The 23,894-nt window shown below is 47.2% G+C and carries 18 protein-coding genes; 15 read left to right on the top strand and 3 right to left on the bottom strand.

Features of this window, described 5'->3' with window-relative positions:
• The first annotated feature begins 15 nt into the window (after nucleotides 1-15).
• Nucleotides 16-1,413, top strand: coding sequence for a Fe-S cluster assembly protein SufB (gene sufB, locus LBW89_RS01895; RefSeq protein WP_148450572.1), 1,398 nt, complete (start codon nucleotides 16-18; stop codon nucleotides 1,411-1,413).
• A 154-nt stretch (nucleotides 1,414-1,567) separates the two neighbouring features.
• Nucleotides 1,568-2,059: an AAA family ATPase gene (locus LBW89_RS01890; protein WP_225038299.1), complete on the top strand. Its 492-nt coding sequence runs from the start codon at nucleotides 1,568-1,570 to the stop codon at nucleotides 2,057-2,059.
• Between the two features lie 121 nt (nucleotides 2,060-2,180).
• On the opposite strand, the gene LBW89_RS01885 is transcribed toward LBW89_RS01890, so the two are convergent.
• From LBW89_RS01885 to moaD, 3 genes are all read right to left on the bottom strand, one after another.
• A complete protein-coding gene (locus LBW89_RS01885; RefSeq protein ID WP_225038298.1) occupies nucleotides 2,181-2,381 on the bottom strand; it encodes a hypothetical protein in 201 nt (66 codons plus the stop codon).
• A gap of 78 nt (nucleotides 2,382-2,459) precedes the next feature.
• On the bottom strand, nucleotides 2,460-3,509 hold the full coding sequence (locus tag LBW89_RS01880; protein WP_225038297.1) for an HD-GYP domain-containing protein: 1,050 nt from the start codon (nucleotides 3,507-3,509) through the stop codon (nucleotides 2,460-2,462).
• A gap of 94 nt (nucleotides 3,510-3,603) precedes the next feature.
• Nucleotides 3,604-4,338, bottom strand: a complete 735-nt coding sequence (gene moaD / locus LBW89_RS01875) for a molybdopterin converting factor subunit 1 (RefSeq protein ID WP_225038296.1) — start codon at nucleotides 4,336-4,338, stop codon at nucleotides 3,604-3,606.
• A gap of 142 nt (nucleotides 4,339-4,480) precedes the next feature.
• On the opposite strand from moaD, the gene LBW89_RS01870 reads away from it, so the two are divergent.
• The 13 genes from LBW89_RS01870 to LBW89_RS01810 all read left to right on the top strand — a co-directional run bounded on the left by LBW89_RS01870 (nucleotide 4,481) and on the right by LBW89_RS01810 (nucleotide 23,502).
• The gene (locus tag LBW89_RS01870; RefSeq protein ID WP_412066981.1) at nucleotides 4,481-5,923 is read left to right on the top strand and encodes a bifunctional metallophosphatase/5'-nucleotidase; all 1,443 of its coding nucleotides are present in this window, start codon (nucleotides 4,481-4,483) and stop codon (nucleotides 5,921-5,923) included.
• 114 nt (nucleotides 5,924-6,037) lie between these two features.
• On the top strand, nucleotides 6,038-7,144 hold the full coding sequence (locus tag LBW89_RS01865; RefSeq protein WP_213507539.1) for an HD-GYP domain-containing protein: 1,107 nt from the start codon (nucleotides 6,038-6,040) through the stop codon (nucleotides 7,142-7,144).
• Nucleotides 7,145-7,241: 97 nt separating this feature from the next.
• Complete coding sequence (gene yfkAB / locus LBW89_RS01860; protein WP_148450566.1) at nucleotides 7,242-8,381, top strand: radical SAM/CxCxxxxC motif protein YfkAB; 1,140 nt, start codon at nucleotides 7,242-7,244, stop codon at nucleotides 8,379-8,381.
• A 17-nt stretch (nucleotides 8,382-8,398) separates the two neighbouring features.
• Nucleotides 8,399-9,772 (top strand): hemolysin family protein, encoded by a 1,374-nt coding sequence (locus LBW89_RS01855; RefSeq protein WP_263638978.1) that lies wholly within the window; start codon nucleotides 8,399-8,401, stop codon nucleotides 9,770-9,772.
• Nucleotides 9,773-10,021: 249 nt separating this feature from the next.
• A complete protein-coding gene (locus LBW89_RS01850; protein WP_225038294.1) occupies nucleotides 10,022-10,237 on the top strand; it encodes a hypothetical protein in 216 nt (71 codons plus the stop codon).
• A gap of 498 nt (nucleotides 10,238-10,735) precedes the next feature.
• Nucleotides 10,736-10,954 carry a spore coat associated protein CotJA gene (locus tag LBW89_RS01845; RefSeq protein ID WP_148450563.1) on the top strand — a complete coding sequence of 73 codons (219 nt, stop codon included), beginning with the start codon at nucleotides 10,736-10,738 and terminating at the stop codon, nucleotides 10,952-10,954.
• Between the two features lie 4 nt (nucleotides 10,955-10,958).
• Nucleotides 10,959-11,234, top strand: a complete 276-nt coding sequence (locus LBW89_RS01840) for a spore coat protein CotJB (RefSeq protein ID WP_148450562.1) — start codon at nucleotides 10,959-10,961, stop codon at nucleotides 11,232-11,234.
• Nucleotides 11,235-11,282: 48 nt separating this feature from the next.
• Nucleotides 11,283-11,852: a manganese catalase family protein gene (locus tag LBW89_RS01835; RefSeq protein WP_148450561.1), complete on the top strand. Its 570-nt coding sequence runs from the start codon at nucleotides 11,283-11,285 to the stop codon at nucleotides 11,850-11,852.
• 228 nt (nucleotides 11,853-12,080) lie between these two features.
• Nucleotides 12,081-13,697 (top strand): RHS repeat domain-containing protein, encoded by a 1,617-nt coding sequence (locus LBW89_RS01830; protein WP_225038293.1) that lies wholly within the window; start codon nucleotides 12,081-12,083, stop codon nucleotides 13,695-13,697.
• A gap of 81 nt (nucleotides 13,698-13,778) precedes the next feature.
• Nucleotides 13,779-15,602 carry an NBR1-Ig-like domain-containing protein gene (locus LBW89_RS01825; RefSeq protein ID WP_225038292.1) on the top strand — a complete coding sequence of 608 codons (1,824 nt, stop codon included), beginning with the start codon at nucleotides 13,779-13,781 and terminating at the stop codon, nucleotides 15,600-15,602.
• Between the two features lie 31 nt (nucleotides 15,603-15,633).
• Nucleotides 15,634-17,514: a LamG-like jellyroll fold domain-containing protein gene (locus LBW89_RS01820; RefSeq protein ID WP_225038291.1), complete on the top strand. Its 1,881-nt coding sequence runs from the start codon at nucleotides 15,634-15,636 to the stop codon at nucleotides 17,512-17,514.
• A gap of 223 nt (nucleotides 17,515-17,737) precedes the next feature.
• A complete protein-coding gene (locus tag LBW89_RS01815) occupies nucleotides 17,738-23,032 on the top strand; it encodes a polymorphic toxin-type HINT domain-containing protein (RefSeq protein ID WP_225038290.1) in 5,295 nt (1,764 codons plus the stop codon).
• Complete coding sequence (locus tag LBW89_RS01810; RefSeq protein WP_225038289.1) at nucleotides 23,029-23,502, top strand: hypothetical protein; 474 nt, start codon at nucleotides 23,029-23,031, stop codon at nucleotides 23,500-23,502. The genes LBW89_RS01815 and LBW89_RS01810 overlap by 4 nt, the downstream gene beginning before the upstream one ends.
• The last annotated feature ends 392 nt before the right edge of the window (nucleotides 23,503-23,894 follow it).

Genomic DNA, 23,894 nt, shown 5'->3' with positions numbered 1-23,894 from the left:
AGGAGGTAATGCAGCATGGCTAAGAAGGCGCCTGAGTTGGAAGAGTACAAATATGGCTTCCGGGATGAGCACAAGGCGGTTTTCCAGACGGGGAAAGGCTTGACCCGCGAAATCGTCACGGAAATTTCCCGTATTAAGGAAGAACCGGAATGGATGCTGAACTTCCGGCTGAAATCCCTGGAACAGTTCGAAAAGATGCCGCTCCCGCGTTGGGGCGGAGATTTGGATGAGCTGGATTTTAACGATATTCAATACTATGTTAGACCGTCGGAGAAGCAGGGGAAAACATGGGAAGAGGTTCCTGCCGAAATTAAGGAAACCTTCGACAAGCTGGGGATTCCCGAAGCCGAGCAGAAGTTTTTGGCTGGCGTATCCGCGCAGTATGAATCCGAAGTCGTTTATCACAGCATGCAGAAGGACCTTGAAGACCAGGGCGTTATCTTCATGGATACCGATACGGCTTTGAAGGAACATCCGGAAATTTTCCGCGAATATTTCGGTACGGTGATTCCGCCGGCGGACAACAAGTTTGCCGCCCTGAACAGCGCCGTATGGTCCGGCGGCAGCTTCATTTATGTGCCGAAGGGCGTAAAATGCGAAGTGCCGCTGCAGGCCTACTTCCGGATTAACTCGGAGAACATGGGACAGTTCGAGCGTACGCTGATCATCGCCGACGAGGACAGCTTCGTACACTACGTGGAAGGCTGCACGGCGCCGATCTACAGCACGAACTCCCTGCATAGCGCCGTGGTGGAAATCATCTGTAAGAAGAACGCGCGCGTCCGCTATACGACGATCCAAAACTGGGCACCGAACATCTACAACCTCGTTACCAAGCGTGCGGTTGCGGAAGAAAACGCGACGATGGAATGGGTTGACGGAAATATCGGCTCCAAGCTGACGATGAAATATCCGGCGGTTGTGCTGAAAGGCCGCGGAGCGAAAGGCAGCGTGCTGTCGATCGCGGTTGCGGGCAAAGGCCAGCATCAAGACGCCGGGGCGAAGATGATTCATCTGGCACCGGATACGACGTCGACGATCGTCTCCAAGTCGATCAGTAAGCATGGAGGCAAAGTGACCTACCGCGGCCTGGCTTCCTTCGGACGCCAAGCGGAAGGCGCGAAATCCAACATCAAGTGCGACACCTTGATTCTGGATAATGAATCGACATCCGATACGATTCCTTACAACGAGATTATGAACGACAACATTGTACTGGAGCACGAGGCTACCGTATCGAAGGTTTCCGAGGAACAGCTCTTCTACCTGATGAGCCGCGGGTTGTCCGAAGCCGAAGCGACGCAAATGATCGTTATGGGCTTTATCGAACCGTTCACCAAGGAGCTGCCGATGGAATACGCGGTGGAAATGAACCGCTTGATCAAGTTCGAGATGGAAGGCAGCATCGGGTAAAGTAAGTTTCAACCGATGAGGCCATATACGGAATCCGCAGAATTTTTCTGCGGATTCTTTTTTTGTTATGCTTTGTCCAAACCACTATTATTTTTTATCATATTCTAGTAGAAGAAAGGAGCTAGAGTTTGAACATGAAAGGGTGAGTCCTAAAATGAATATACCTCTTTTTATAGTAACGGGCTGCAGCGGTTCCGGAAAAACTACCATATCCCAAGAGCTGGGAAAACGGATGCATGATTTCACAGTGTTCGATATGGATTTGATTGTGAATCACGACGACTATCAGACAGCTTGTAACAATTGGATAAGAATAGCCTATCAGCTCGCCAAGTATGGCAGGAAAACTATTTTGTTCGGAAATGTTCCTTCACCATACAATATACAAATTTGTGACCGCATCCGCTATTTTAGCAACATAAAATATCTTCATCTTCACTGTAGTCTTGAAGCCCGGATGCAACGGCTGTTGGCTAGGGGAGGACCTTGGAACAAGCAAAATATATACCATTATCATCAGTTTGCCGAACGATTGCTTGTGCAAGCTCGAGAATCAAAACCACCCACTCCCGTTATCGATACATCGAAATTTTCGGTTGTAGATTCGATGAAAATGATATCAAGCTGGGCAAAATCAAACGAATAGTATCATCGGATTTGTCAGAGAGAACATCGGTTATTTCGGCAAAATTAAAACACGCGTCCGTTTGCGAGGGCGGGTTCGCAGACGGACACGTGTTTGCGTGTCTGGAAAATTATGTACTTTATTACTGGAACGGAATAATTCTAGTGACATGCTTGATTTCATCCAGCATCAGCCATACCGCTCCTTCGATCGTGCGGACCTGTACTTTCTCGGGATGAGAGGACCATTTGGGCAATCCGACGACCGAATCTCCGTTTTCCAATGTCAGGACGACCTGGTGTTCCAATGTAACTGCCATTTTTAACTCATGCATGATGTTCATTTCAGCCACCTTCCTGATCTCACTTCTATCTATATCGGATGAACGGGCTGTTTTTTTAATCATTTTATTGGGTTTGTCTCACATATAGACTTCCGAAATCGAAGTTTCTTTCTCTTTGGACAGGTCGACAAATCGGGTGTCGGTTTGGACGAGGGGCCGGAAGAAATCGGTCTGGTTCGTCATCACGATCGATCCCATCTCGCCGGAACTCAGCAGCACCCGCTTGCCGATGAAATTCGGAAGCAGGTGGCGGATCAGCGCCTGGGTCGGCTCGGGGCTCAGTTTTCCGAAACTGAGGCTGTTAAGCTCCCGCAATACGGTCAGGAATTCCTGTTTGCTTTGATAGACCCGGTTCGAGGTCATTGCACTATACACGTCGGCGACAGCGGCTATTTTGGCGTACGGATGAATCTCCGAACTGTGCAAGCCTTTCGGATATCCGCTGCCGTCCTCCCGCTCATGATGCTGCAAAGCGACGAGGGCCGACAATTCGTCTCCGGTCGATTTCAAAATAATGTCGTGGCCGTATGTCGTGTGGCGCTTGACTTCCTCAAATTCCTCCGGGGTCAATTTGCCGGGTTTATGTAGTATTTCTTGGGGAACGAGGCTTTTACCGATATCGATCAAGTACCCCGCCTTTCCCGCCGCAAAAGCTTCCTCTTTAGGATAGCCCAGCCAGGAAGCGATATAATAAGAAAGCATTCCCACCTGCAAGGAATGGTTATATGTATAATTGTCGCTGTCATTTAACAGCAAGAGCAGGGAAACCACGTCTTTTTGGGCGATCAGTTCATTCATCATCGGCGTAAGCAGCTGATTGATCTTCTCCTCGTCAAAGGTGCCATTGGACAACGCTTCCAAGAAAATCGACTCAAACCCGTCCACCGCTTCATCAAAGTAAGGCTGAACTTTAAGTACATGCTCCGGAATCTGCTGCCTCGCAGCCGCGGTCTGAGCTTTGGCGGTTTGGGGAGAAACGTCGACATAATCAATTCCATGCTGCATCAGTTTGACAATTGCGTCGTTGGTCAGCTCTTTATCCTTCTGAAGAACAAGAACACCAAAGTTGTTGAATACGTCGGCCTCTAGCCGGTCGCCGGGACTGAGATCCATAATATGTACTTTCAAGGACATTGACACCTCGTTAATCTGCATTTTTTCTTAATCATAGCAGGGAATAATTGGGTTGACAATGCTCTTGATAAGACAAAAGGCCTTGGAATTAGGAAAATGTTCCCGGAGCCGAAGGATCCCAGGGTCCCAATCCGTGGCCTTTCCATTCGCTGCCGTCTTCCCAGGCTTCCTTCTTCCAGATCGGAACGATCTGCTTAAGCCGCTCGATAGCGTAACGGCTGGCTTCGTAGCAGGCTGCGCGGTGCGGCGAAGAGACGGCGATGACTACGCTGGCTTCGGCGATGTCGACCCTCCCGATCCGGTGACTGATGGCGCAGCGGGTTCCGGGCCATTTCTCGCCGATTTCAGCGCCAATTTGCCGCAATTTGGCCAGGGCCATGGGAACGTAAGCTTCGTACTCCAGATGAATCGTTCGGCGCCCCTCCGTCATTTCGCGTGTTGTGCCGATAAATGTTAAGGTGGCTCCATGATTGGCGGTAATCACTTTATGGGAGATGCGATCGATGGATAGCGGGCTTTCGGTGATGGCGAACATCCCGTCTTCGGACTCGCTGCCGGTTCGTTCCTTCGGGTCTTCTCCCCCCGAGACGGGCGGAATCAGCGCCACTTCGTCATGTTCGGCGATGGGGCTGTCTCCGGCGGCGTATTCCTGGTTAACGGCGACAAAGGAAACGTCGATCAGGGAGGCGGCGGCAGGGTACGCTTCGGCCAGCAGCTGTTTCAGCCTTCCGGCGGTAAGCGCGGCTTCCTCGCAGGCAAACCGGAGGCTTGACGTTCCGATCCGGTCGGCCAGGCCCGCAAATAATGAAATTTGAAGCTCCATGTTACTTCACCTCGGAATGGATATTAAGCTCTTTTAATATATCATATAAGGAAGACAATACGTAAACGTAAGGTATATAATATTCTTTATAATTAAGTGTCAGTATTGCGTCAATTTTATGACAACAAGGAGGCCCAACATGCTGCCGGAGACGGACCAGGAAACGCTAACCGTGATATATACCAATGATTTGCATAGCCACTTCGGGGCGATGGGACGGATCGCCGGTATGATTGACGAGCAGCGCGGCATTCCCGATACTTCCTTGCTGTTGCTGGACATCGGGGATCATATGGATCGGGCCGCCCCCGAAACGGAAGGAACCTTGGGGCAGGCGAATGTGGATATCTTGAACCTGACCGGCTACGATGCGATCACGGTCGGGAACAATGAAGGTTTGACGTTCACCCCGGACCTGCTGGCACAGGCTTATGCGGGGCTGCTGTGCCCCGTGGTGTGCGGCAATCTGCGCGATCTCGCCACGGGAGAACTTCCAAAATGGGCGAAGGAGCATCTTGTTCTCCGCCGTGGGGGGTTCACTATAGGACTTGTGGGAGCTACCGCTTCTTACCCGGATTTTTACAAGCTGCTGGGCGTGGAGGCTCTGGACCCCCGCATTACGATTGCGGCGTCGGTAAAACGGCTGCGGCCTCAGGTCGACCTCGTTATCGTAATGTCCCATCTTGGTCTACCGATGGATAAAGAACTGGCGGAATCGATTTCCGGCATCGATCTGATTATCGGCGGTCATACCCATCATTTATTGGAGGAGCCGCTATGGGTCGGGAACACCGCGATTACGGCGGCGGGAAAATTCGGACAGTACCTGGGCCGAATCGTGTTCCGCAAAAGTTCCGCACCCGCAGGCAGACCGATGATGGTGGAGGGTCATTGTCTTCCGGTCCGGGAGGGGGCGGCCAATGAGCGTATCGAGAAGGCGATCTCCATTCACAAGCTGGGAGCCAAGCGGCGCTTGGACCGAACCGTCGCGGTCAATGATCGGCCGCTGCCGATCGGCTATACCGAAGAATCGCCGTTCGGCAACTTGCTGGCACAGGCGGTGCGAAGATACACCGGAGCGGACCTGGCCATCGTGAACAGCGGCCAATTGCTGATGGATCTCCCCGCGGGGGAAATCAGTGAAGGCATGCTGCATGAGCGCTGCCCTTCTCCGATCAATCCTTGCCGGATACGTTTGAAAGGAAAGGATATTTTGTACAGCTTGGAGCAATCGTTGCTGGATGAAACGGCGAACAAGGCGGTTTACGGATACGGCTTCCGGGGAAAGGTGCTCGGCGGCATCTGCGTGGACGGAATGGAGATTAGGTATGAGGCGGAAGCCGAGCCTTTTCATAAGATCATCGAAGCCCGTGTCCAAGGAATTCCGGTTGAGCCCGATAAAGACTATCTGGTCGGAACCCTGGATATGTTTACGTTCGGGATCGGGTATGAACGATTGAAGAACGGGACCGGGACCGAGTATATGCTTCCGGATTTTTTACGGGATCTGTTGAGGATGGAACTGCAGACGACGGGAGCGGTGGAAACCTGTTTTCTGCCAAGGTGGAAAAAAAGTGCGAATTAGACGCTGTAAGCATTTCCTATTACGGTAATCTATTCTATAATAAATAGAAGTTTTTTCATCACCCCTTGACTACTTAGAGAAACAGCAAACAATGAGAGACGGAAGTGGTTTTTTGTGCGCCTTATCCCAGTGAGCTCCTTACAGCCCGGAATGAAGCTCGGAAAAAAGATATACAACGAAGATGGAATTATTCTGCTGTCGGAGAATGCTGAGTTAAGCGAAGCGATTATCCGCCGTTTGCGGGCCCACGGATTGGATTATGTTTATGTGGCCGATGCGCGGACGGAGGATGTGGTCATTCAGGACCTGATTGAAGACGAGACCCGCCGGAAGGCGCTGCAGGAAATCCGCACCAGCTTTCGGAAGCTGACGGAGCCGACGATGAAAGGACTTATTTACCCTTATATGGGCAAGACTTTTACGGGCCTCGTGGAATCCATTATGGACGATCTGAGTTCCCGCGAAGATGCCATGATCATGATGATGAACATCAACAGCATGGATCACTATTTATACCGGCATTCGCTCAACGTATGCGTTTATACGCTTTTGCTCGGACAAATTTACGGGTACAGCAAGGAAGAATTGACGCTGCTCGGTTTGGGCGCGATGCTTCACGATATCGGTAAGACGAAGCTCCCGCTGGACCTGCTGAACAAACCGTCGCGGTTGACGGATGAGGAGTTCGAACAGATCAAGCTGCATCCGGTGATCGGTTTTCAAATGCTCAAGGATGAGCCGGGAATTCCGTTAAAATCGGCACACTGTGCATATCAGCACCATGAGCGGATCAACGGCACGGGTTATCCCCGCGGTTTGAAAGGGGAGAATATTTCCGAATTTGCCCGCTGGATTGCGATTACGGATGCCTATGACGCGATGACGACCCATCGGGTCTACCGTCCGGCCATGCTCCCCGATCAAGCGCTGGAAGTGCTGTACACGGGCTGCGGAGAATGGTACGAGAAGTCCAAGCTGGAATTGTTCCGCGACCATGTGGCCATCTATCCGCTTGGCATGACCGTGAAGTTAAGCACGGGAGAGCAGGGCGTGGTGGTTAAGATTCATAAGGAGATTCCGCACCGACCGGTGATCCGGGTTATTACGGATCCCTACGGCGCGGAGCTGAAATCGCCATACGATCTGGATTTGTTGAGTCAGTTGTCCATCGTCATTACCAAGGTGGACGGAATGGAGAACAAAACGGAGAAGACGGTCTGACGGCCGATTCCTTAGCAAGCCTATCACAGGAAGATTCTGCACCGGTTCGGGTGCATTTTCTTCTTTTTTAGGTTAATAAAAGAAATAAGGTGAGTAAATGTTGAATTTAGAGAACCATAATAGAAGCAGGCACTTGGAGATTACGCCAAGCAATGACCCGTGGGACCCGATCGTCTCGCTGAGGGAATACGGACGGCATGTGCTGACGAGCGTGGAAATGACGGTGACGAATCTGTGCAATATGCGCTGTGAGCACTGTGCCGTAGGCGACAGCCTGGTGATGAAAGAGCCGGACATGATTCCGCTAAAGGTGATGCTGGATGCCCTGGACCGGGTGGAGCACTTGCGCACGATCAGCATTACGGGCGGGGAGCCGACCTTCCGTAAACAAACCGTAGACGAGGTGATCGTTCCGCTGCTTCAGTATGCCAAGGCGAGAGGGATCCGCTCGCAGATCAACTCCAATCTTACGCTCGACTATGAGCGCTATGAGAAGCTCCTGCCTTACTTGGACGTGATGCATATTTCGTTCAACTACACGAGCGAGCGGGATTTTCACGAAGTGGGCTTTGCGCGCAGCGGGCATGCGGTGAATCCGGACGTCGCTTACCGCATGTATCATAAAATGATCGAGAACGCGGCAAGATTAAGCGAGGCGGGCATGTTTATTTCCGCCGAATCGATGATCAATTACCGGACCCATGCGAAGCTTCCGGAAATCCACCGGCTGATTCTGGAGATGGGCTGCCGCCGTCACGAGGTGCATCCGATGTACGCGGCCGATTTCGCCGAAGGCTTGCCGGTGCTGCCGCTTGCGGATATGCGCCGGGCGATTCACTCCCTGCTGGACGCGCGGGACCCCGAGGTGTGGATGCTGTTCGGGACGCTCCCGTTCTTCGCCTGCAACGGCAACGCGGAGGATGCCGAGCTGCTGCGGCGCCTGCGCCGGGAGCCGAACGTCACGGTGCGAAACGATCCGGACGGCCGCAACCGGGTGAACGTCAATATGTTCACGGGAGATGTGTACGTGACGGATTTCGCGGCTATTCCCGCGTTTGGAAACGTGATGGACACGGGGCTCGATGCGATTTTTGACGACTGGCTGAACAACCATCCTTTGAATCAAAAAGTAAACTGCCACTGCGATGCAGCGGGTTGCTGCGGGCCGAATTTGCTTGTCGCCGACATGTATTACAAAGACATCGATTTCAAATCCCGCAAAGCGATCACATTATAGAAAAGAGGGCAATTTACATGCACTACGCCATCATTGACGGACATACCGAGTTTCATTGGGGCAAGCTCATTATGAATCTCTTGATCGTTTTTATCCTGGTCTTCTTGAACGGTTTCTTCGTGGCGGCGGAGTTCTCGCTCGTCAAGGTGCGTCAATCCAGGTTGACGCAGCTGGTGAGCGAAGGGAACCGCCGCGCGGTCTACGCGTTGCGAGTCAACAAGAAGCTCGACGCTTATTTATCGGCGACCCAGCTCGGAATTACCCTGGCCTCGCTGGGACTCGGCTGGGTCGGGGAGCCGGCGGTGTCGGAGCTGTTGATCGAGCCTCTGATGCATCAAATGGGCGTGTCCGATCCGACTTTGATCTCTACCGTTTCGGTTGCGGTCGGCTTTGCCATCATCACCTTTTTACATATCGTCATCGGTGAGCTTGCGCCGAAGTCGCTGGCGATTCAAAAATCCGAAGCGGCTTCCCTGTGGCTGTCGGCTCCGCTGCTGTTTTTTTATAAGGTGTTTCTGCCGGTCATTTGGCTGTTGAATTCGGCGGCCAACGCGATGCTCCGGGCCATCGGCATCGAACCGGCGGGTGAGGGGGAAGCGGCCCACTCCGAGGAGGAGATCCGCATCCTGATGAACCAGAGCGCCAAGAGCGGGGTCATCGACAAAGATGAGATGAAGCTGATGGACAACATCTTCGATTTCTCCGACATGCTGGCCCGCGAAGTGATGCTGCCCCGCACGGACATGGACTGTCTGTACACGAACCTGACGTGGGAGGAAAATATGCGGATTGTTGCGGAAACGAAGCATTCCCGCTATCCGGTCGCGGTGGAGGACAAGGACCAGATTATCGGGTTCGTGCATATTACGGACCTGCTGCTTCCCGAGTCGGACAGCCCCCTGAAGCTGGAGGAGATGGTGCGTCCGATTCTGAACGTGCCCGAGTCGATGGAGGTCAGCCATGTTCTCCGGTTGATGCAGAAAAAACACTCCCAACTCACCCTGGTGGTGGACGAGTATGGCGGAACGGCCGGGCTGTTGACCGTCGAAGTGATTTTGGAGGAAATCGTCGGCGACCTGCATGACGAATTTGAAGATGAGCTGCCTGAGGTCGAAGTGCTGGCCGATGGCGTATACTCGGTCGACGGGCGCATGCTGCTGGAGGACGTCAACGATCTGGTCGGCATCGACATCGAAGACGACGAGGTGGACTCCGTCGGCGGCTGGCTGTTCAAAGAGCTGGACGGCATGCCGGTTAAAGGGAAGAAGAAGGTCGTCCGAAACGTCACCCTTGAGGTGGCGGAAGCGGGACGCCTGCGGATCACCCGGGTGAAGATTACGAAGGAAAAACCCGCAGACAAGGGACAGCAGGAGTTCGAACCGGGGGAGTAGAGGGAAGAGGCGTCAGATCTTGAAATGGACAAGATCTGGCGCTTTTTTGTACTTTGTTGATGGGGGAGGGGGATGAACGCGATTGTAGCTGCGATGATGATATTTTTTAAAAACCGACAAAATATGCTATTAGTCATTGGATTTATTCTCCGAGATAAATAAGAGGGGGTTAAACCCACCCGAGTTGCATTAAACAAATTAAACTCGAGCAATTTGGTCAGCGGCCAACTCCGTTTTGAGGTAGGGGAGGTGAATAAGGGTCTTTTAAGGCGCTATTTTGTCGAAATTGGCTCATTGGAACTGAATAGCGGCTGTTTAGGCTCTTATTTTTGGAAAAAAGCGGCCCAAACCCTGATTTGGGGTCTGCACAAGGTAAATAAGGCCCTTTTTGACCGCTATTATGCCCGTGGAGCCGAATCGGGCCAAAATAACGGCCCAAAAGGCCGTTATTCGGCGGGCAGCTAGAGAAACTGCGGCTATCAGACCCAGTTCGCAACGCCGCTGCTAAAATCGGCGAATAAGTCTCATAAAGGCTGGCAGCTATGTCAGGTTTAACGTAACGTTAGGGAGTTATCCGCTGCTTCAACTATGATTTGGAGTAAGGTACTCGGGTACATACGCAGGCTCAAGCCCATAGACATCAAAATCCGTGTTAAGCCCACGGTAACTAAGGTGGCAAGCACCCTTCCATCCCGCAAAAGATGCAAATCTGCAGGAATTTAGGCCGATCCAAGAGGGGATGGCGAAATACATGCGGATATGCAGGCATTCTATGTTAATCAGTGGATGAAGCAATCCGAATGTGGCCAACGTTGGATCTTACGGACAAGATCTGACGTTTTTTTTATGTCTTCCCGGGAAATCGGGTTCAGAAACTGGGCGAACGTCATATGTTAATGATGAGGATGCCGGGGCTAAGTTGTCCCGTGCAGATATGGAACCCCTTAGAAGGAGGAGTCAAGATTGAGTTTTCCGAATGAGCAATCTTTTGCCCCATTTATCGGCCCATGCGATCCATGCCCTCCCATAACATGCAAAACTTACAGCACCCCGCCGCATTTGTTTATTTGCTTTCAGCCGCCTAATTGGCCCCAGTTCACTCCGCAGGAAGCTTTGAGACATGGCACGTTGTGGCCCGCATTGTACAGTCCCTATGAATCCAGATGGGGAAAAGGACGGTGATGAAATGAGTTCCACATCCAAACCGCATTGCGATCCGGAGTACTACGCGTTATTAGAGAAGCTTCAGGCACTGGATTTCGTGCTTGTCGAGCTGAACCTTTATCTCGATACCCATCCGGACGATTTGGCTGCAATCCAGCAGTTCAACCAGTTAACCCAGGAGCGGACGCATTTGGCAAATCATTTTCAGCAACTTTACGGGCCGCTGCAAAATTTTGGCCGCTCCTTTTCCAAGTATCCGTGGGAATGGTCGCAGGCCCCGTGGCCATGGCAGGTATAAAAACCTGCCGCCTGCACTTAAAGAGCTAAAGGAGGTAACTACGAAGCAATGTGGATCTATGAGAAAAAGCTTCAATATCCGGTTCGGGTCGGCAAATGCGATATCCATATGGCGAAGCTGTTAATGGAGCAGTACGGCGGCGCGGACGGTGAATTGGCGGCCGCTTTGCGTTATATGAATCAGCGGTACACGATCCCGGATAAAGTGATCGGGGTCCTTAACGACATCGCCACCGAAGAACTGGCGCATCTCGAAATGATCGCTACCATGGTCTATAAATTGACTAAAGACGCCACCGTGGAGGAACTCAAGGCCGCCGGCCTGGACAGCCATTATGTGGCCCATGACCGGGCGCTCTTCTACGAGAACGCTTCGGGAGTTCCTTTTACAGCCGCCTACATCCAGGCCAAAGGCGATCCGATCGCCGATCTGTACGAGGATATCGCGGCCGAGGAAAAAGCGCGGGCTACATACCAGTGGCTGATCGACATGACCGACGACGTCGACCTGCAGGACGGCCTGAAGTTCCTGCGCGAGCGGGAAATCGTGCACAGCTTGCGGTTCCGCGAATCCGTGGAGATTTTGAAGGATGACCGGGATAAGAAGAAGATTTTTTAGATAGAAGCTTGGTTCAGAGTAGAGGAAGGGCAGTAAAGGACGTTCAGAGATGAGCGTTCTTTTTTTGTGGTTTGTGTATTAATAAAAGTAAACCAGGCTAGAGTGATTTCAATATTTTCTCAATTACACATAGATAGGACTTGTATTCAAGATAATTAAGGAGTTGCCTAATATTTACATTCCAATATATAGTATTATTGATAACTAATATAAGGAAGGAAAATAACGATGAACCGAAGAGTGGGATTAATTGGCGTTTTTTCTATAATATTAATTCTATCAAATTTTTGGAATAGTATGGCAAGTGCTTCTACTAGTAATGAATACGATTCAAATGGAAGGTTAACGCGCGTGACTTTAGATTCAGGCAGGTCCTACGAATATTTCTATGATGCAAATGGTAGTATTGTATCTCACAAAAGAAAAGCCGCTACATTTATAAAAAGTTATTCATTCGGATCTAAACAAGGTAGGGGGAATTGGTACTACCAAACATGGGATGGGACTAGGTATAAAGATATGACATGGGATACAACCGAAAGCAGATGGGAAGGAGCAAATACCTGGAGCTTGGTGACGAAGGAATGGCTGCACCCTGATGGAGAAGATACCGTGTTAAAATGGGTGGCCCCTTATACAGGATCAGTTCGTATAACAGGAAATGTGTCCAAACATCCGGTTAATCAGGATGGGGATGGTGTCCGGGCGAAGATATTGAAAAATAACCAACAAATATGGCCTAGCTCAGGATGGCAATTGATTCAAGGTAAAGACTCAGCAGGTATTAGTCATGATGTATGGTTAAATGTCAGCGCAGGAGATGAAATCTACTTTATCTTAAATCAAAATTTAAACATTGTATCTGACGCTACGAGATGGGATCCGACTATTGATTACAACCTAAATACGTTATCCTATGCTTTTGGTTCCCATCAAGGAATAGGCAATTGGTATTACCAAACATGGGACGGAACCAAATATAAGAACATGATATGGGATGCAACAGCAAGTAGATGGAGAGGGAACAATTTCTGGAGCTTAGTGACGAAGGAATGGCTACACCCGGAAGGAGAAGATACCGCCCTAAAATGGGTGGCACCTTATTCCGGAACAATTCATATTTCGGGAAATGTATCCAAACACCCACTTAACCTCGATGGAGACGGTGTCAAAGTAAAAATAATGAAGAATAATCAACAAATCTGGCCTGCTTCAGGATGGCAACTCATTCAAGGGGGAGACCCAGTAGGGGTTAATCACGATATATGGCTAAACGTGAGTGCGGAGGACACTATATATTTCATCTTAAATCAAAATTTGAATAATGGGTTTGACGCAACGAGATGGGATCCGACAATTGATTATTATCTCAGTAATTTTGCAGCTGCATTTGGTCCAAATCAAGGAACGGGCAATTGGTATTACCAAACATGGGACGGAACCAAATATAAGGATATGATATGGGATGCAACCACAGGCAGATGGAAAGGAGCTAATCCCTGGAGTTTGATATCGGAGGAATGGCTACACCCTGATGGAGAGGATACTGTGTTAAAATGGGAAGCTCCTTTTAGCGGAACGATCCATGTAACAGGAAATGTGTCTAAGCATCCAGTTAACCAGGATGGTGATGGTGTTCGAGTAAAGATAATGAAAAATAATCAACAAATCTGGCCTAGTTCAGGGTGGCAATTGATTGAAGGGAAAGACTCCGTGGGAGTTAAACATGACCTGTGGCTAGATGTGAACATGGGAGACACCATTTGTTTTGTTCTAAATCAAAATCTAAATATAGAGTACGATGCTACAAGGTGGAATCCGGTCATTGATTATAAGATCAAATAAACTTCATACTCGTGACATTAAGAATCCATTATATTTAAGTCTTTGGTCTTGTTAGAAGTAACTAATCTTGGAGGAAAAGATATGATGAAAGTTAAAGTGAAAAAACTGTCTTCGTTTATGTTAGTACTTTTCCTATCTTTTCTTAGTTGTTCTTTATTTGCATATAACGTAAATGCTAATGTCAAGACTAGTGCAACTGATATTGTTAATCTTGCAGATAATTTAGAGGCCACCATAATATCCGATACCATACCTGAAACTATGAGAAAAGGAACCGAATATCCGGTTACGATAACCGTTCGAAACGATAGTAACCAAACTTGGTCTGAATCCAATTTTATTCGATTGGGAGCCGTAGGCAATCCCGATCCATTCGCAAATGGGAGGCACTTTATAAAAATCGGGGAGAGTGTGAAACCTGGAGATTATTATGTATTTGAATTCAATATGAAGGCCCCATTAACCACGGGCGAGTACATATCAGATTGGAGAATGCTCAAGGAAAACGTGACATGGTTTGGGGCTGTATTGGAGAAGAAAATTAAGGTTGTTGAAATTTTACCGGCTCGGGGAGCGACTGTTATAAAAGATACAATCCCTGACTCAATGATAACAGGAAAATCATATACAGTGACAATTACGGTGAGAAATGATGGAGAAAGTGCTTGGTCGGAAAAAGAAATGTATCGACTCGGCGGAGTGGGGGATAGTGATCCGTTCGTAAATGCCAGACAGTACTTACCGCAGGAGCAAAATATTCAAACAGGACAAACCTGTAATTTTACCTTTACCATGACTGCACCCAATGCTTCAGGAATCTATACAAGTGATTGGCAAATGCTTCAGGAGGGGGTTACTTGGTTTGGACAAAAGTTAGTTAAGCAGATTACTGTAACCAGCCCATATTCGAAAACTTCTAGTTCCATTTATGATGCTTCCGGACGGTTAATCGTTGAGAAGATGAGTACGGGGCATCGGGTTGACTTTACATATGATGTAAACGGGAATGTATTGGAAAAATATCTGTCTGTAAATTTATTAAATAATTCGCGATTTGAGCATGGTCAGGAACATTGGAACTTCGGACCGAATATGAGTGTGGTTGCTGGGGACGATAAGCACCATTCGATCATCCAATTTCAATCAGCCGGTGGACTAAAAGCGACGACTGTAGATAGCGAGGAAATACTTGTAGAGGCCAACACCGCATACTCACTATCGGGATTGGTAAATAACAATTTATCAGCCGGTTCTTTTTATATTGATTGGATGGAGTTCGATGCTAATGGGAAGTTATTAGTTGATGGAGCGAGTGTACCAATTAAAGGTAGTAGTGGGCAATGGAACCAGGGAGTTATTACTTTCACAACAACATCAGAGACAGCGAGATTAATAGTTAGAGTCGTTGCCGATGGAAATCCTGTAGGTATTGGTTATGTAGACGATATTGAATTGGTGCAAGGGGTTAAGAATCCTGATTTTTTAAATCAGGGAGAGTTCTGGACAATTAGCCCCAATATGAAAGTTGTTCAAACGAGTGATTCCAAAAATAACAGTATTTATTTTAAAAGTGATGTGCCTATTACTAGTGGAGAAGCGACCTTCACGGACTTTATAGCTGTCGTACCTAATCAATCCTATGTTTTAAGCGGTTGGTTAAGAAGCAATCTATCGGCAGGGTCATTTTATATTGATTGGATGGAGTACGATGAGATGAATAATTTACTGGTCGATGGGCCAGGAGTCTCAATTACGAGAGAATTAAATGGCGTATGGTTCCAAGGAGCGACTCGTTTTGTAACCCAACCCAAAACTAAAAAAATCAGATTAAGAGTGGTAGCTGATAGTACAACGACCGGGGAAGGATACGCAAAAAGATTATGTTTGGAGCCTGCTTGGAACTAAAAAAATCTTTAATTAGCGAGGGACATTAGATATGAGTAAACAAAGAATGATTGCTTTATGTTCCATTGTAGCACTTATTTCTCAGATTTTATTCTATGGATTATCTTATGCTGAAGGTAGCAATGAAGATAAGAAAGGCAAATATTTTGACGGAACAAGTCAAATCAGTTTAGATAACTTACCCATTAATGCAACTGCAGGCAGCAAGACGACGGTAGAATTCTGGATGTATTGGGACGGAGGGAACTACGAGATGCCATTTAGTTGGCAATCTCAGTATGATCTGTTTTTAGCGGACGGATATTTTGGCTTTAATACTTTTGAAAGTAATGTGTTAGGTATTCCGTGGGATGAGTTAAAGCAGAAATGGGTGCATGTAGCAGCGGTTTTTTATAACGGAATACCCGATCCGGTAAATAATGAGCTTTACATAAACGGAGTCAAGCAAAATATTAGCCAAGCAATTGGCCAAGCAACAGTTGCAAAAACCGCTTCCTCATCGGCATATATATCAGGCTTTGCAGAGGAGGGCTATAAGTTCGAGGGGAAGATAGCTAATTTGAGAATCTGGAACAGGGCTTTAACCACTAAAGAAATTAAGGAAAATATGCAAAAAACTCTCCTTATAGGTGAGCAGAATGGATTAGTAGGGGCATGGGAACTCATTGACGAACCGCAAATTTTCAAAAGTTTTAATGGGACAAGCCAAATTAGTCTAGATAGCTTACCCATTAATGCAACTGCAGGCAGCAAGACGACGGTAGAATTCTGGATGTATTGGGACGGAGGGAACTACGAGATGCCATTTAGTTGGCAAACTCAATATGATCTGTTTTTAGCGGACGGATATTTTGGCTTCAATACTTTTGAAAGTAATGTGTTAGGTATTCCGTGGGATGAGTTAAAACAGAAATGGGTACATGTAGCAGCGGTTTTTTATAACGGAATACCCGATCCGGTAAATAATGAGCTTTACATAAACGGAGTCAAGCAAAATATTAGCCAAGCAATTGGCCAAGCAACAGTGGCAAAAACCGCTTCCTCATCGGCATATATATCAGGCTTTGCAGAGGAGGGCTATAAGTTCGAGGGGAAGATAGCTAATTTGAGAATCTGGAACAGGGCTTTAACCACTAAAGAAATTAAGGAAAATATGCAAAAAACTCTCCTTATAGGTGAGCAGAATGGATTAGTAGGGGCATGGGAACTCATTGACGAACCGCAAATTTTCAAAAGTTTTAATGGGACAAGCCAAATTAGTCTAGATAGCTTACCCATTAATGCAACTGCAGGCAGCAAGACGACGGTAGAATTCTGGATGTATTGGGACGGAGGGAACTACGAGATGCCATTTAGTTGGCAAACTCAATATGATCTGTTTTTAGCGGACGGATATTTTGGCTTCAATACTTTTGAAAGTAATGTGTTAGGTATTCCGTGGGATGAGTTAAAACAGAAATGGGTACATGTAGCAGCGGTTTTTTATAACGGAGTACCCGATCCGGTAAATAATGAGCTTTACATAAACGGAGTCAAGCAAAATATTAGTCAAGCAATTGGCCAAGCAACAGTGGCAAAAACTGCTTCCTCATCGGCATATATATCGGGCTTTGCAGAGGAAGGCTATAATTTCAGTGGGAAGATTTCACATCTCCGGATTTGGAATAGAGCCCTTTCGGGGGATGAGGTCCGGAGCTATATGTATCAGCCAATGTCTTTAAATCATGCAAGAGATTTAATTGGCGTTTGGAATTTGAACGACGATCCTTTAGAAAATGACGATCCTTTAGAAAATATTGTATATATCTACGATGCTTCAGGACGTATCAAATCTATTAAACTACCGTCTGGCCAAGAGTATCAGTATAGATATGATGCCAATGGCAATTTAATTGATATTGTTGGCCGATGAACACAAGCCGGGGTCCAGTCCAACTAATGCAGTTTAGTCAACGGATTTGAACCAAATTGTAGGGTACTGTGCAGGAAACAAGGATCTGAATTTCATTTAAGGGTTATAGACATTCATGCTGTGTACTGCAGCGCCACCAGATGATGTTTAAGTGGGAATTTTCAGAACAGATGCAACAACCCCATCTTAAATTAAACTATTATACAAAGGAGCCTTTTTCATCATGAAAAAATGGATCTCATTATTATTATCAGTTGTTTTGCTAGTAGATCTTGTATTTATGAATGGGGGCTATGTGTCAGCAGAAGAATCTGCTGCTTTGCCGGATTCGGTAGACTCCGACGTTTCTACGGTCACCTCCAGCGTCTATGATGAACTATTGGACAAGCTTTCCGATTCGCTTGATCCCGACGAAATTATCACCATCGCCACCGTTGTGGACCGCTTTGGCGTAGATCGCAATTGGGTTGCGTCTGAATTGGTGAAAGGCTATAAGCTGAGCGATATTTTTCAAGCTTTATTGTTCCAAGCGAAAGGGGGAGAATATCAAGCCTACCTCGACCGGTTGTATCCCAACATGAAACCCGATCCGCTCACTGCCTTCAATGAACAAAGCACGACGGACGCGGTCTACCGGGATACAGTAACGGATAGTGTCTACCCCGAGACGGTGACGGAGGATACCTATGGTTTGTTTAAAACCTTAGCCGCAGCGTCCAAATACGATGAACTCGCTTTACAGCGGGCGCCGTTAAAACTCGACCAAGCCCCTTACAGTGTCGGTTCCGTCAACGATAGTATTTCCACTGTAGACGGTTCACTCAGCATTCGAAACACCGATTTGTTCATCAAGGGAGCCAACGGGCTTGATTTTGCGCTGACCCGGGTGTATGACAGCTCTATGAGTAAAGACCGAATTTACGTGAGCAGCAGTGACAAAAATACCACTGGAGTCTCGACGGAAGAAAAACGCTTTAAGCTGGGCAAGGGCTGGATCTGGGACATCCCATATATGAAAACCGAATCGGGAATACAGTATGTCTATATCCCGGGAGTCGGCACCTATGCCTTGGATGGAGCCAAACTTGAAGGCTATCCCTGGCGCAGCCCCGAGGTAGGAAGAGTTGGCGCTAGAACAGCGGAAAAACTGGATGAGCTGTTTGGGGTCTCGGATGCGGCTTATCAGCTAGTGGATTACACCGGCGGAACAACGTGTTATTTTGATTCGAACGGCTATCCACTCCTGATTACGAACCGATTTGGAAATTATATTGAATTTTCATGGAACAGTGATGGACTTAGAAGGATCATGACCTATCCCGGGAGCGGACAATTAGGCAATTTTATTAGTTTGAGGTATTCTGCCGACAAAATCACGGCCACGTCCTATGATTCCACGACCGGTGAACAGCAAACCGTGCAGTATATCAAAGGCACGGTGGAAGCGAATAACCGAAATCAAGAGGTGCTAAAACAGGTCACCGATCCGGCAGGAAGGGTCACAACTTATAATTATAATATTCTGTCAGGAACTTTGTTCAACCTGATTCGCGGTTATGAAAATTACCAGGGGAACAATCAGCGAATTTATTGGGGATGGAATGACTGGGTACTGCTTACGTCGATAGAACACCCCACGAAAGCGATCACCCAGTATTCGCTGGATAGTGTTGTTTTGCGCCGGATGGGACAATACGCTGCGGAGTATGAGCCACGTTACGGAAATCGAGTAATTTCTTACAGCACGCAGACCGAAACGATATCCAAGAATATGAAGATTAGTTATACGGGAGACGTTGGGGAAACGTACGGTAAAAATATTACATTTTCGGTAGCTGTCAATGACGGACTGACCGAAACGGCCTATAGCTATAAAAAGGTCTTTATTGGAAACCGCGTGCCGGACACTCTGTATTTGAATACAGTAGATTCGCGTTCCCTGGACGGTACCTTGCGGAATGTGACCAGCTATACGTACGACGAAGCGAATCGCCGGGCCGTTCCCATAGCTACGTCACAACAAAATTACACGGGCTCCAGCGGTTCGTCCATAATAACGACAAGGACGCAGTATAACGAATGGGGGCAGGTGACCGCGACGACGGATGCCTTTGGGGTCACGAGCACATTTACGTATGCTTTAAAACCGGCGAATACCGTTTCCCAGTGGGTTCCCGAATCGGCTAGTGTGCCGGTCAGTGCGAGCAATACCTTAACGACAAGCTATACCTACGATCCGAATTCGGCTACCTTGACCCAAGCTACTATGGTGGATTCAAGCGGCAAGCTGTGGGGGCAGACCCATTATGGGTACGACACTTTTGGTAATCCGACCTCCATCCGGTTAAAAGGAGATTCAGCGGATACTGTTCTTACGCAGGAGTTTGGTTATCGTTCGATCTTGCCATCGAGTCAAACCGTGACGGTATCGGACGCTTCCGGGAGATCCGTTCCGATTACAGTACGGGCCGACTATAACCAACGGGGAGATATTACCCGTTACGTGGACGGTAACGGAAATGCGACCACAAGTCAATACGATGGTGTAGGCCGGATTATTCAGGAAACGTACGCGGATGGAAACAGCATTAAAGCTGCGTATGATGACACCCACAATAAAATTACGGTTACCCAGCCGAATGGCAGCCAGATCACGTATGAATACGACCCGTTTGGCAGACTGATTAAAGAAACGAACGCTCGGGGAAGCAGCACTTATCAATATGATGAATTCGACCGATTGGTCGCCAAAACGGATGCGGAAGGTCAAATCACGCGTTTTACCTATGATGCGTACGGCCGCGTACTAACTCAAAATGACGGAATGAGTACGACTACGAACATATACAATGATGCGGCCCGGGTTAAAACGACAATCGACGGGGAAGGCAACCAAATCCGCGAAACATACGATATCGCGGGCCGGGTGATGAGAACGGAGGAAATAAGAGCATCCGGCAGCGTAGTTTTGTCGAGCAACGAGTATGACAATTATGGGCATCTATTATCCACAACGGATGCGAACGGGAATAAGACAACGTATACGTACGACGCTTTGTCCCAATTAATCGCGGTGAAGGATGCGGAAGGAAAGACAACCAGCTATAGCTACAACATGGCTGGGGATATGATCAAGCTGACGTATGCCGATGGGAAGTCTGTGGTTAAAAGTTACGATGAAATCGGCCGTTTGTTAAAGCAAACGGACCCATTAGGACAAATCGAAACCTTTGCTTACGACCACAATGGAAATCTCATTAACTATGTGGATCGTAAGGGGCAGACCCATTCCTACCAGTACAACAACCGTAACTTTCTTATTACGGATCAGACACATGACGAAACGATAATTTATACGTACGATAGCATGGGGAACCGATTAAGCATGGAGGATGGGACAGGGAAAACAAGCTATACCTATGCCCCCACCGGAGAACTTGCGGATATCACTTATCCGGATGGTGCCAAGTTGACCATGGAGTACGATAGCCGGGGAATCCGGACCAGTCAGACCTTCACCTTGGGCGGATATAAGCTGACCACAAAAACCGCATACCAAGGAGCGGCTGCATTGCCGCAGCAGTTGCAAGTACTTAACAGTGGCGGAACGGAGATCTCGCGTTTATCCTACACGTACCGCAAGAATAACAGCTTAGCCCAAACCGCCACAAATACGGGATTGGCAAAAACGTATACGTATACGGGGCTGGATCTGACCGGGTTGCAAACAGCCTTTGGGGGAGCGACATTAAAGCAATACGGATACGGTTACGACAACAACCGAAATATCATCAGTCAAAATGATAATGGAACCAGCTATAGTTATACCTATGATGTGCTGAACCGGATCAAAACGTCCACACAGTTTAATGAAACGTACAGCTATGATTTAAGGGATAACCGAAGCAGCTTGACAAGTGATCGCGCACCGGAAATCCCGACTTCCGCTTCGTACCAGTACGATGCCAGAAACCGGTTGAAGAATGCGACGGTTGACGGAGTGAGCATCTCATACAGCTACAATGGCGACGGTCTGATGGTGGGCCGGACAAAAGATAACGAGACAACGAGATACTATTATGATGACCGCGGCTTGTTGGTTGCTGAAGGAAAGGTAAACAACGGAACGGTTTCCATAACATACGGTTATGTATTTGATGCGACCGGAAAACTGGTAGGCCGTCAGGCTGCCAATGAAACGGGACTGCAATATTATGTAACCAATGGACATGGGGATGTGATAGAGCTCCGAGACGCGTCGGGTAACATATTAAATAGCTACAGCTACGACATCTGGGGCAACCCATTAACGGTTCAGGAAACTGTACCGAATGCGCTGCGATATGCAGGAGAATATTGGGATGCGGACACGAAATTGCAGTACTTGCGAGCCCGGTGGTATGATCCGGCAACGGCCAGGTTTATTGGGGAGGATACGTATGAAGGGGAACAGACAAATCCACTGACATTAAATCTCTACACGTATGTTCACAATAATCCATTGATATATAAGGATCCTACAGGGCAGTATATTATGCCTATGGCTCCGACCCCATCATTAACCTGTGCTGTAGATATGGCAAATTGTAAGACGAATATTGACGCCCAGATTAAGGCAAGCGAAAAAGCCCTGGATATAGTATATCTGGATGATGCCAAAACCTTAATGAGTCAAGAAGCGAGTAGTGTTGAAAAGGGTTTTGTGGTCTTAGAATTCCTGCCTATATTCAAAGCGATAAAAGCAGCTAAAAAGTCAGAAAAGGTTATTGATTCAAGCAAAGATGTTATTAAGACGACAAAGCGGATTGGGTGTAACTGTTTTACTGCAGGTACTCAGGTTCTTACAGAAGAAGGGGAGAAACCTGTCCAGGAAATCGAGGTAGGTGACAAAGTATTAGCCAAAGACGATGTGACAGGCGAGTTAGCTTATAAGGAAGTTGAATGGCTCTTCCAACGTGATGTTGAAGAAACGTATAATATTACTGTTGGCGGCGAAGTTATAACTACAACGGATGAACATCCGTTCTGGATTGTCGGCAAAGGTTGGGTGCAATCGAAGAACTTAGTAGTGGGCGACGTTCTAACAACTTCGGATAGAAAAGAGTTAGCTATTGAGAAGATTGAAGTTAAGAAGGAACATAAGACCGTCTACAACTTTAAAGTAAAGGACTTCCATACGTATTTTGTCTCGAATCTTGGAATTTGGACGCATAATAGATGCTGGGATGTTGACCCGTCAGAGTTAACAATGTCAAAGACTGCTGAAAAACATTTTTACGAATTAACCAAAGACGGTAAATCATCCCGTCCATATGTGAATTCCAACGGAACTACATTATTATTGAAGGAGATTATGGATTCTAGAGACCCTATCAAAGACCCAGGTGGTTTAAAAAATGGTTGGAGATGGGATGTTGAAGGTACTTTTGGAGGTAAGACTGGAACATGGGAACTTGTAATAGATGTAGATAAAAATACCGTAGTCCATTTCTTATTTAATTCCAGGAAGAAAAAATGATGGAGGTGGTAGTTATCTTTCAATATACAGATAGAGTTAGCATTAATAATGGTAAAGTAATTTATAGAAAAGATGAAAACTCCTTTGATTTTGAACCAACGCTAAGTGCCGATTTTACTTTAATGGTTGGCTATCTTAATATTACTTTTAATTCTGAATCTAAACTAGCTCGGCAAGTGTGGGGATTAAATCCTCTAAACACATGGAATGAAGAGTTACTCATCTTACCATCGTTTAAGCAGGGGGGATTGTTATTGGTAGATGAGGTTGAAATCGAATCTGGTGAATGTGAAAGAATTGTTGAAGTAAACGAATGGAAGACTTTTTATGACAAGAATTCTGGATGGGTTTGTATTGGAAATCCACTACACGAAATGAATGATTTTGCTGTGGAGTTTGCTACAAATACTATTGCGTTGCTTAGCAATAGTAAGTTAAAGTCATTATGGTTAAAGCCTGTTTTTATCTAAGCAAATGACCTTGGGGTGGCAATCCTCAAGGTCATCCTTTTTCATTCTCTTAATCGAGTGCCATATGAATCGGGTGGTAAGCCTAAAAAGAACCACCTTTTAATTTCCTCGTAAAGGTGAAGCAAAACCTATTGATGCCATGAAAAAAGGCTTTGTTAATAGCAACCAAAAGGACAACGGAATAAAAAGGTTATAATATAATGGTGAGAATGTCGGTAACAACTATTACCAATATGAAATCAAAATTTAAGTTTGGTAATTCAAGGTTTCTGGGAACTTTGGCGAAAAGACGAGGCATACTATCTTTACTAAAATTAGTAAAGTCACATTAAAAGGAGAAACTTGACTATATTTGAAATAGTTCAATTGAAGGAAGCAATTGATAAATGGGA

Origin of the sequence: Paenibacillus sp. alder61, from assembly GCF_020179875.1 — a bacterium.
GTDB lineage: Bacteria > Bacillota > Bacilli > Paenibacillales > Paenibacillaceae > Fontibacillus > Fontibacillus faecis.
The sequence above is the reverse complement of the archived record's forward strand: the minus strand, read 5'-3'. Positions and strand labels throughout refer to the sequence as shown.

Bases quoted from the DNA above. Each gene is read 5' to 3' on its own strand.
- LBW89_RS01835 (WP_148450561.1), top strand. From the start codon at position 11,283: ATGTGGATCTATGAGAAAAAGCTTCAATATCCGGTTCGGGTCGGCAAA.
- LBW89_RS01855 (WP_263638978.1), top strand. From the start codon at position 8,399: ATGCACTACGCCATCATTGACGGACATACCGAGTTTCATTGGGGCAAG.
- LBW89_RS01885 (WP_225038298.1), bottom strand. From the start codon at position 2,381: ATGAACATCATGCATGAGTTAAAAATGGCAGTTACATTGGAACACCAG.
- LBW89_RS01890 (WP_225038299.1), top strand. From the start codon at position 1,568: ATGAATATACCTCTTTTTATAGTAACGGGCTGCAGCGGTTCCGGAAAA.
- LBW89_RS01840 (WP_148450562.1), top strand. From the start codon at position 10,959: ATGAGTTCCACATCCAAACCGCATTGCGATCCGGAGTACTACGCGTTA.
- yfkAB (WP_148450566.1), top strand. From the start codon at position 7,242: ATGTTGAATTTAGAGAACCATAATAGAAGCAGGCACTTGGAGATTACG.
- sufB (WP_148450572.1), top strand. From the start codon at position 16: ATGGCTAAGAAGGCGCCTGAGTTGGAAGAGTACAAATATGGCTTCCGG.
- moaD (WP_225038296.1), bottom strand. From the start codon at position 4,338: ATGGAGCTTCAAATTTCATTATTTGCGGGCCTGGCCGACCGGATCGGA.
- LBW89_RS01820 (WP_225038291.1), top strand. From the start codon at position 15,634: ATGAGTAAACAAAGAATGATTGCTTTATGTTCCATTGTAGCACTTATT.
- LBW89_RS01825 (WP_225038292.1), top strand. From the start codon at position 13,779: ATGATGAAAGTTAAAGTGAAAAAACTGTCTTCGTTTATGTTAGTACTT.
- LBW89_RS01810 (WP_225038289.1), top strand. From the start codon at position 23,029: ATGATGGAGGTGGTAGTTATCTTTCAATATACAGATAGAGTTAGCATT.
- LBW89_RS01815 (WP_225038290.1), top strand. From the start codon at position 17,738: ATGAAAAAATGGATCTCATTATTATTATCAGTTGTTTTGCTAGTAGAT.
- LBW89_RS01830 (WP_225038293.1), top strand. From the start codon at position 12,081: ATGAACCGAAGAGTGGGATTAATTGGCGTTTTTTCTATAATATTAATT.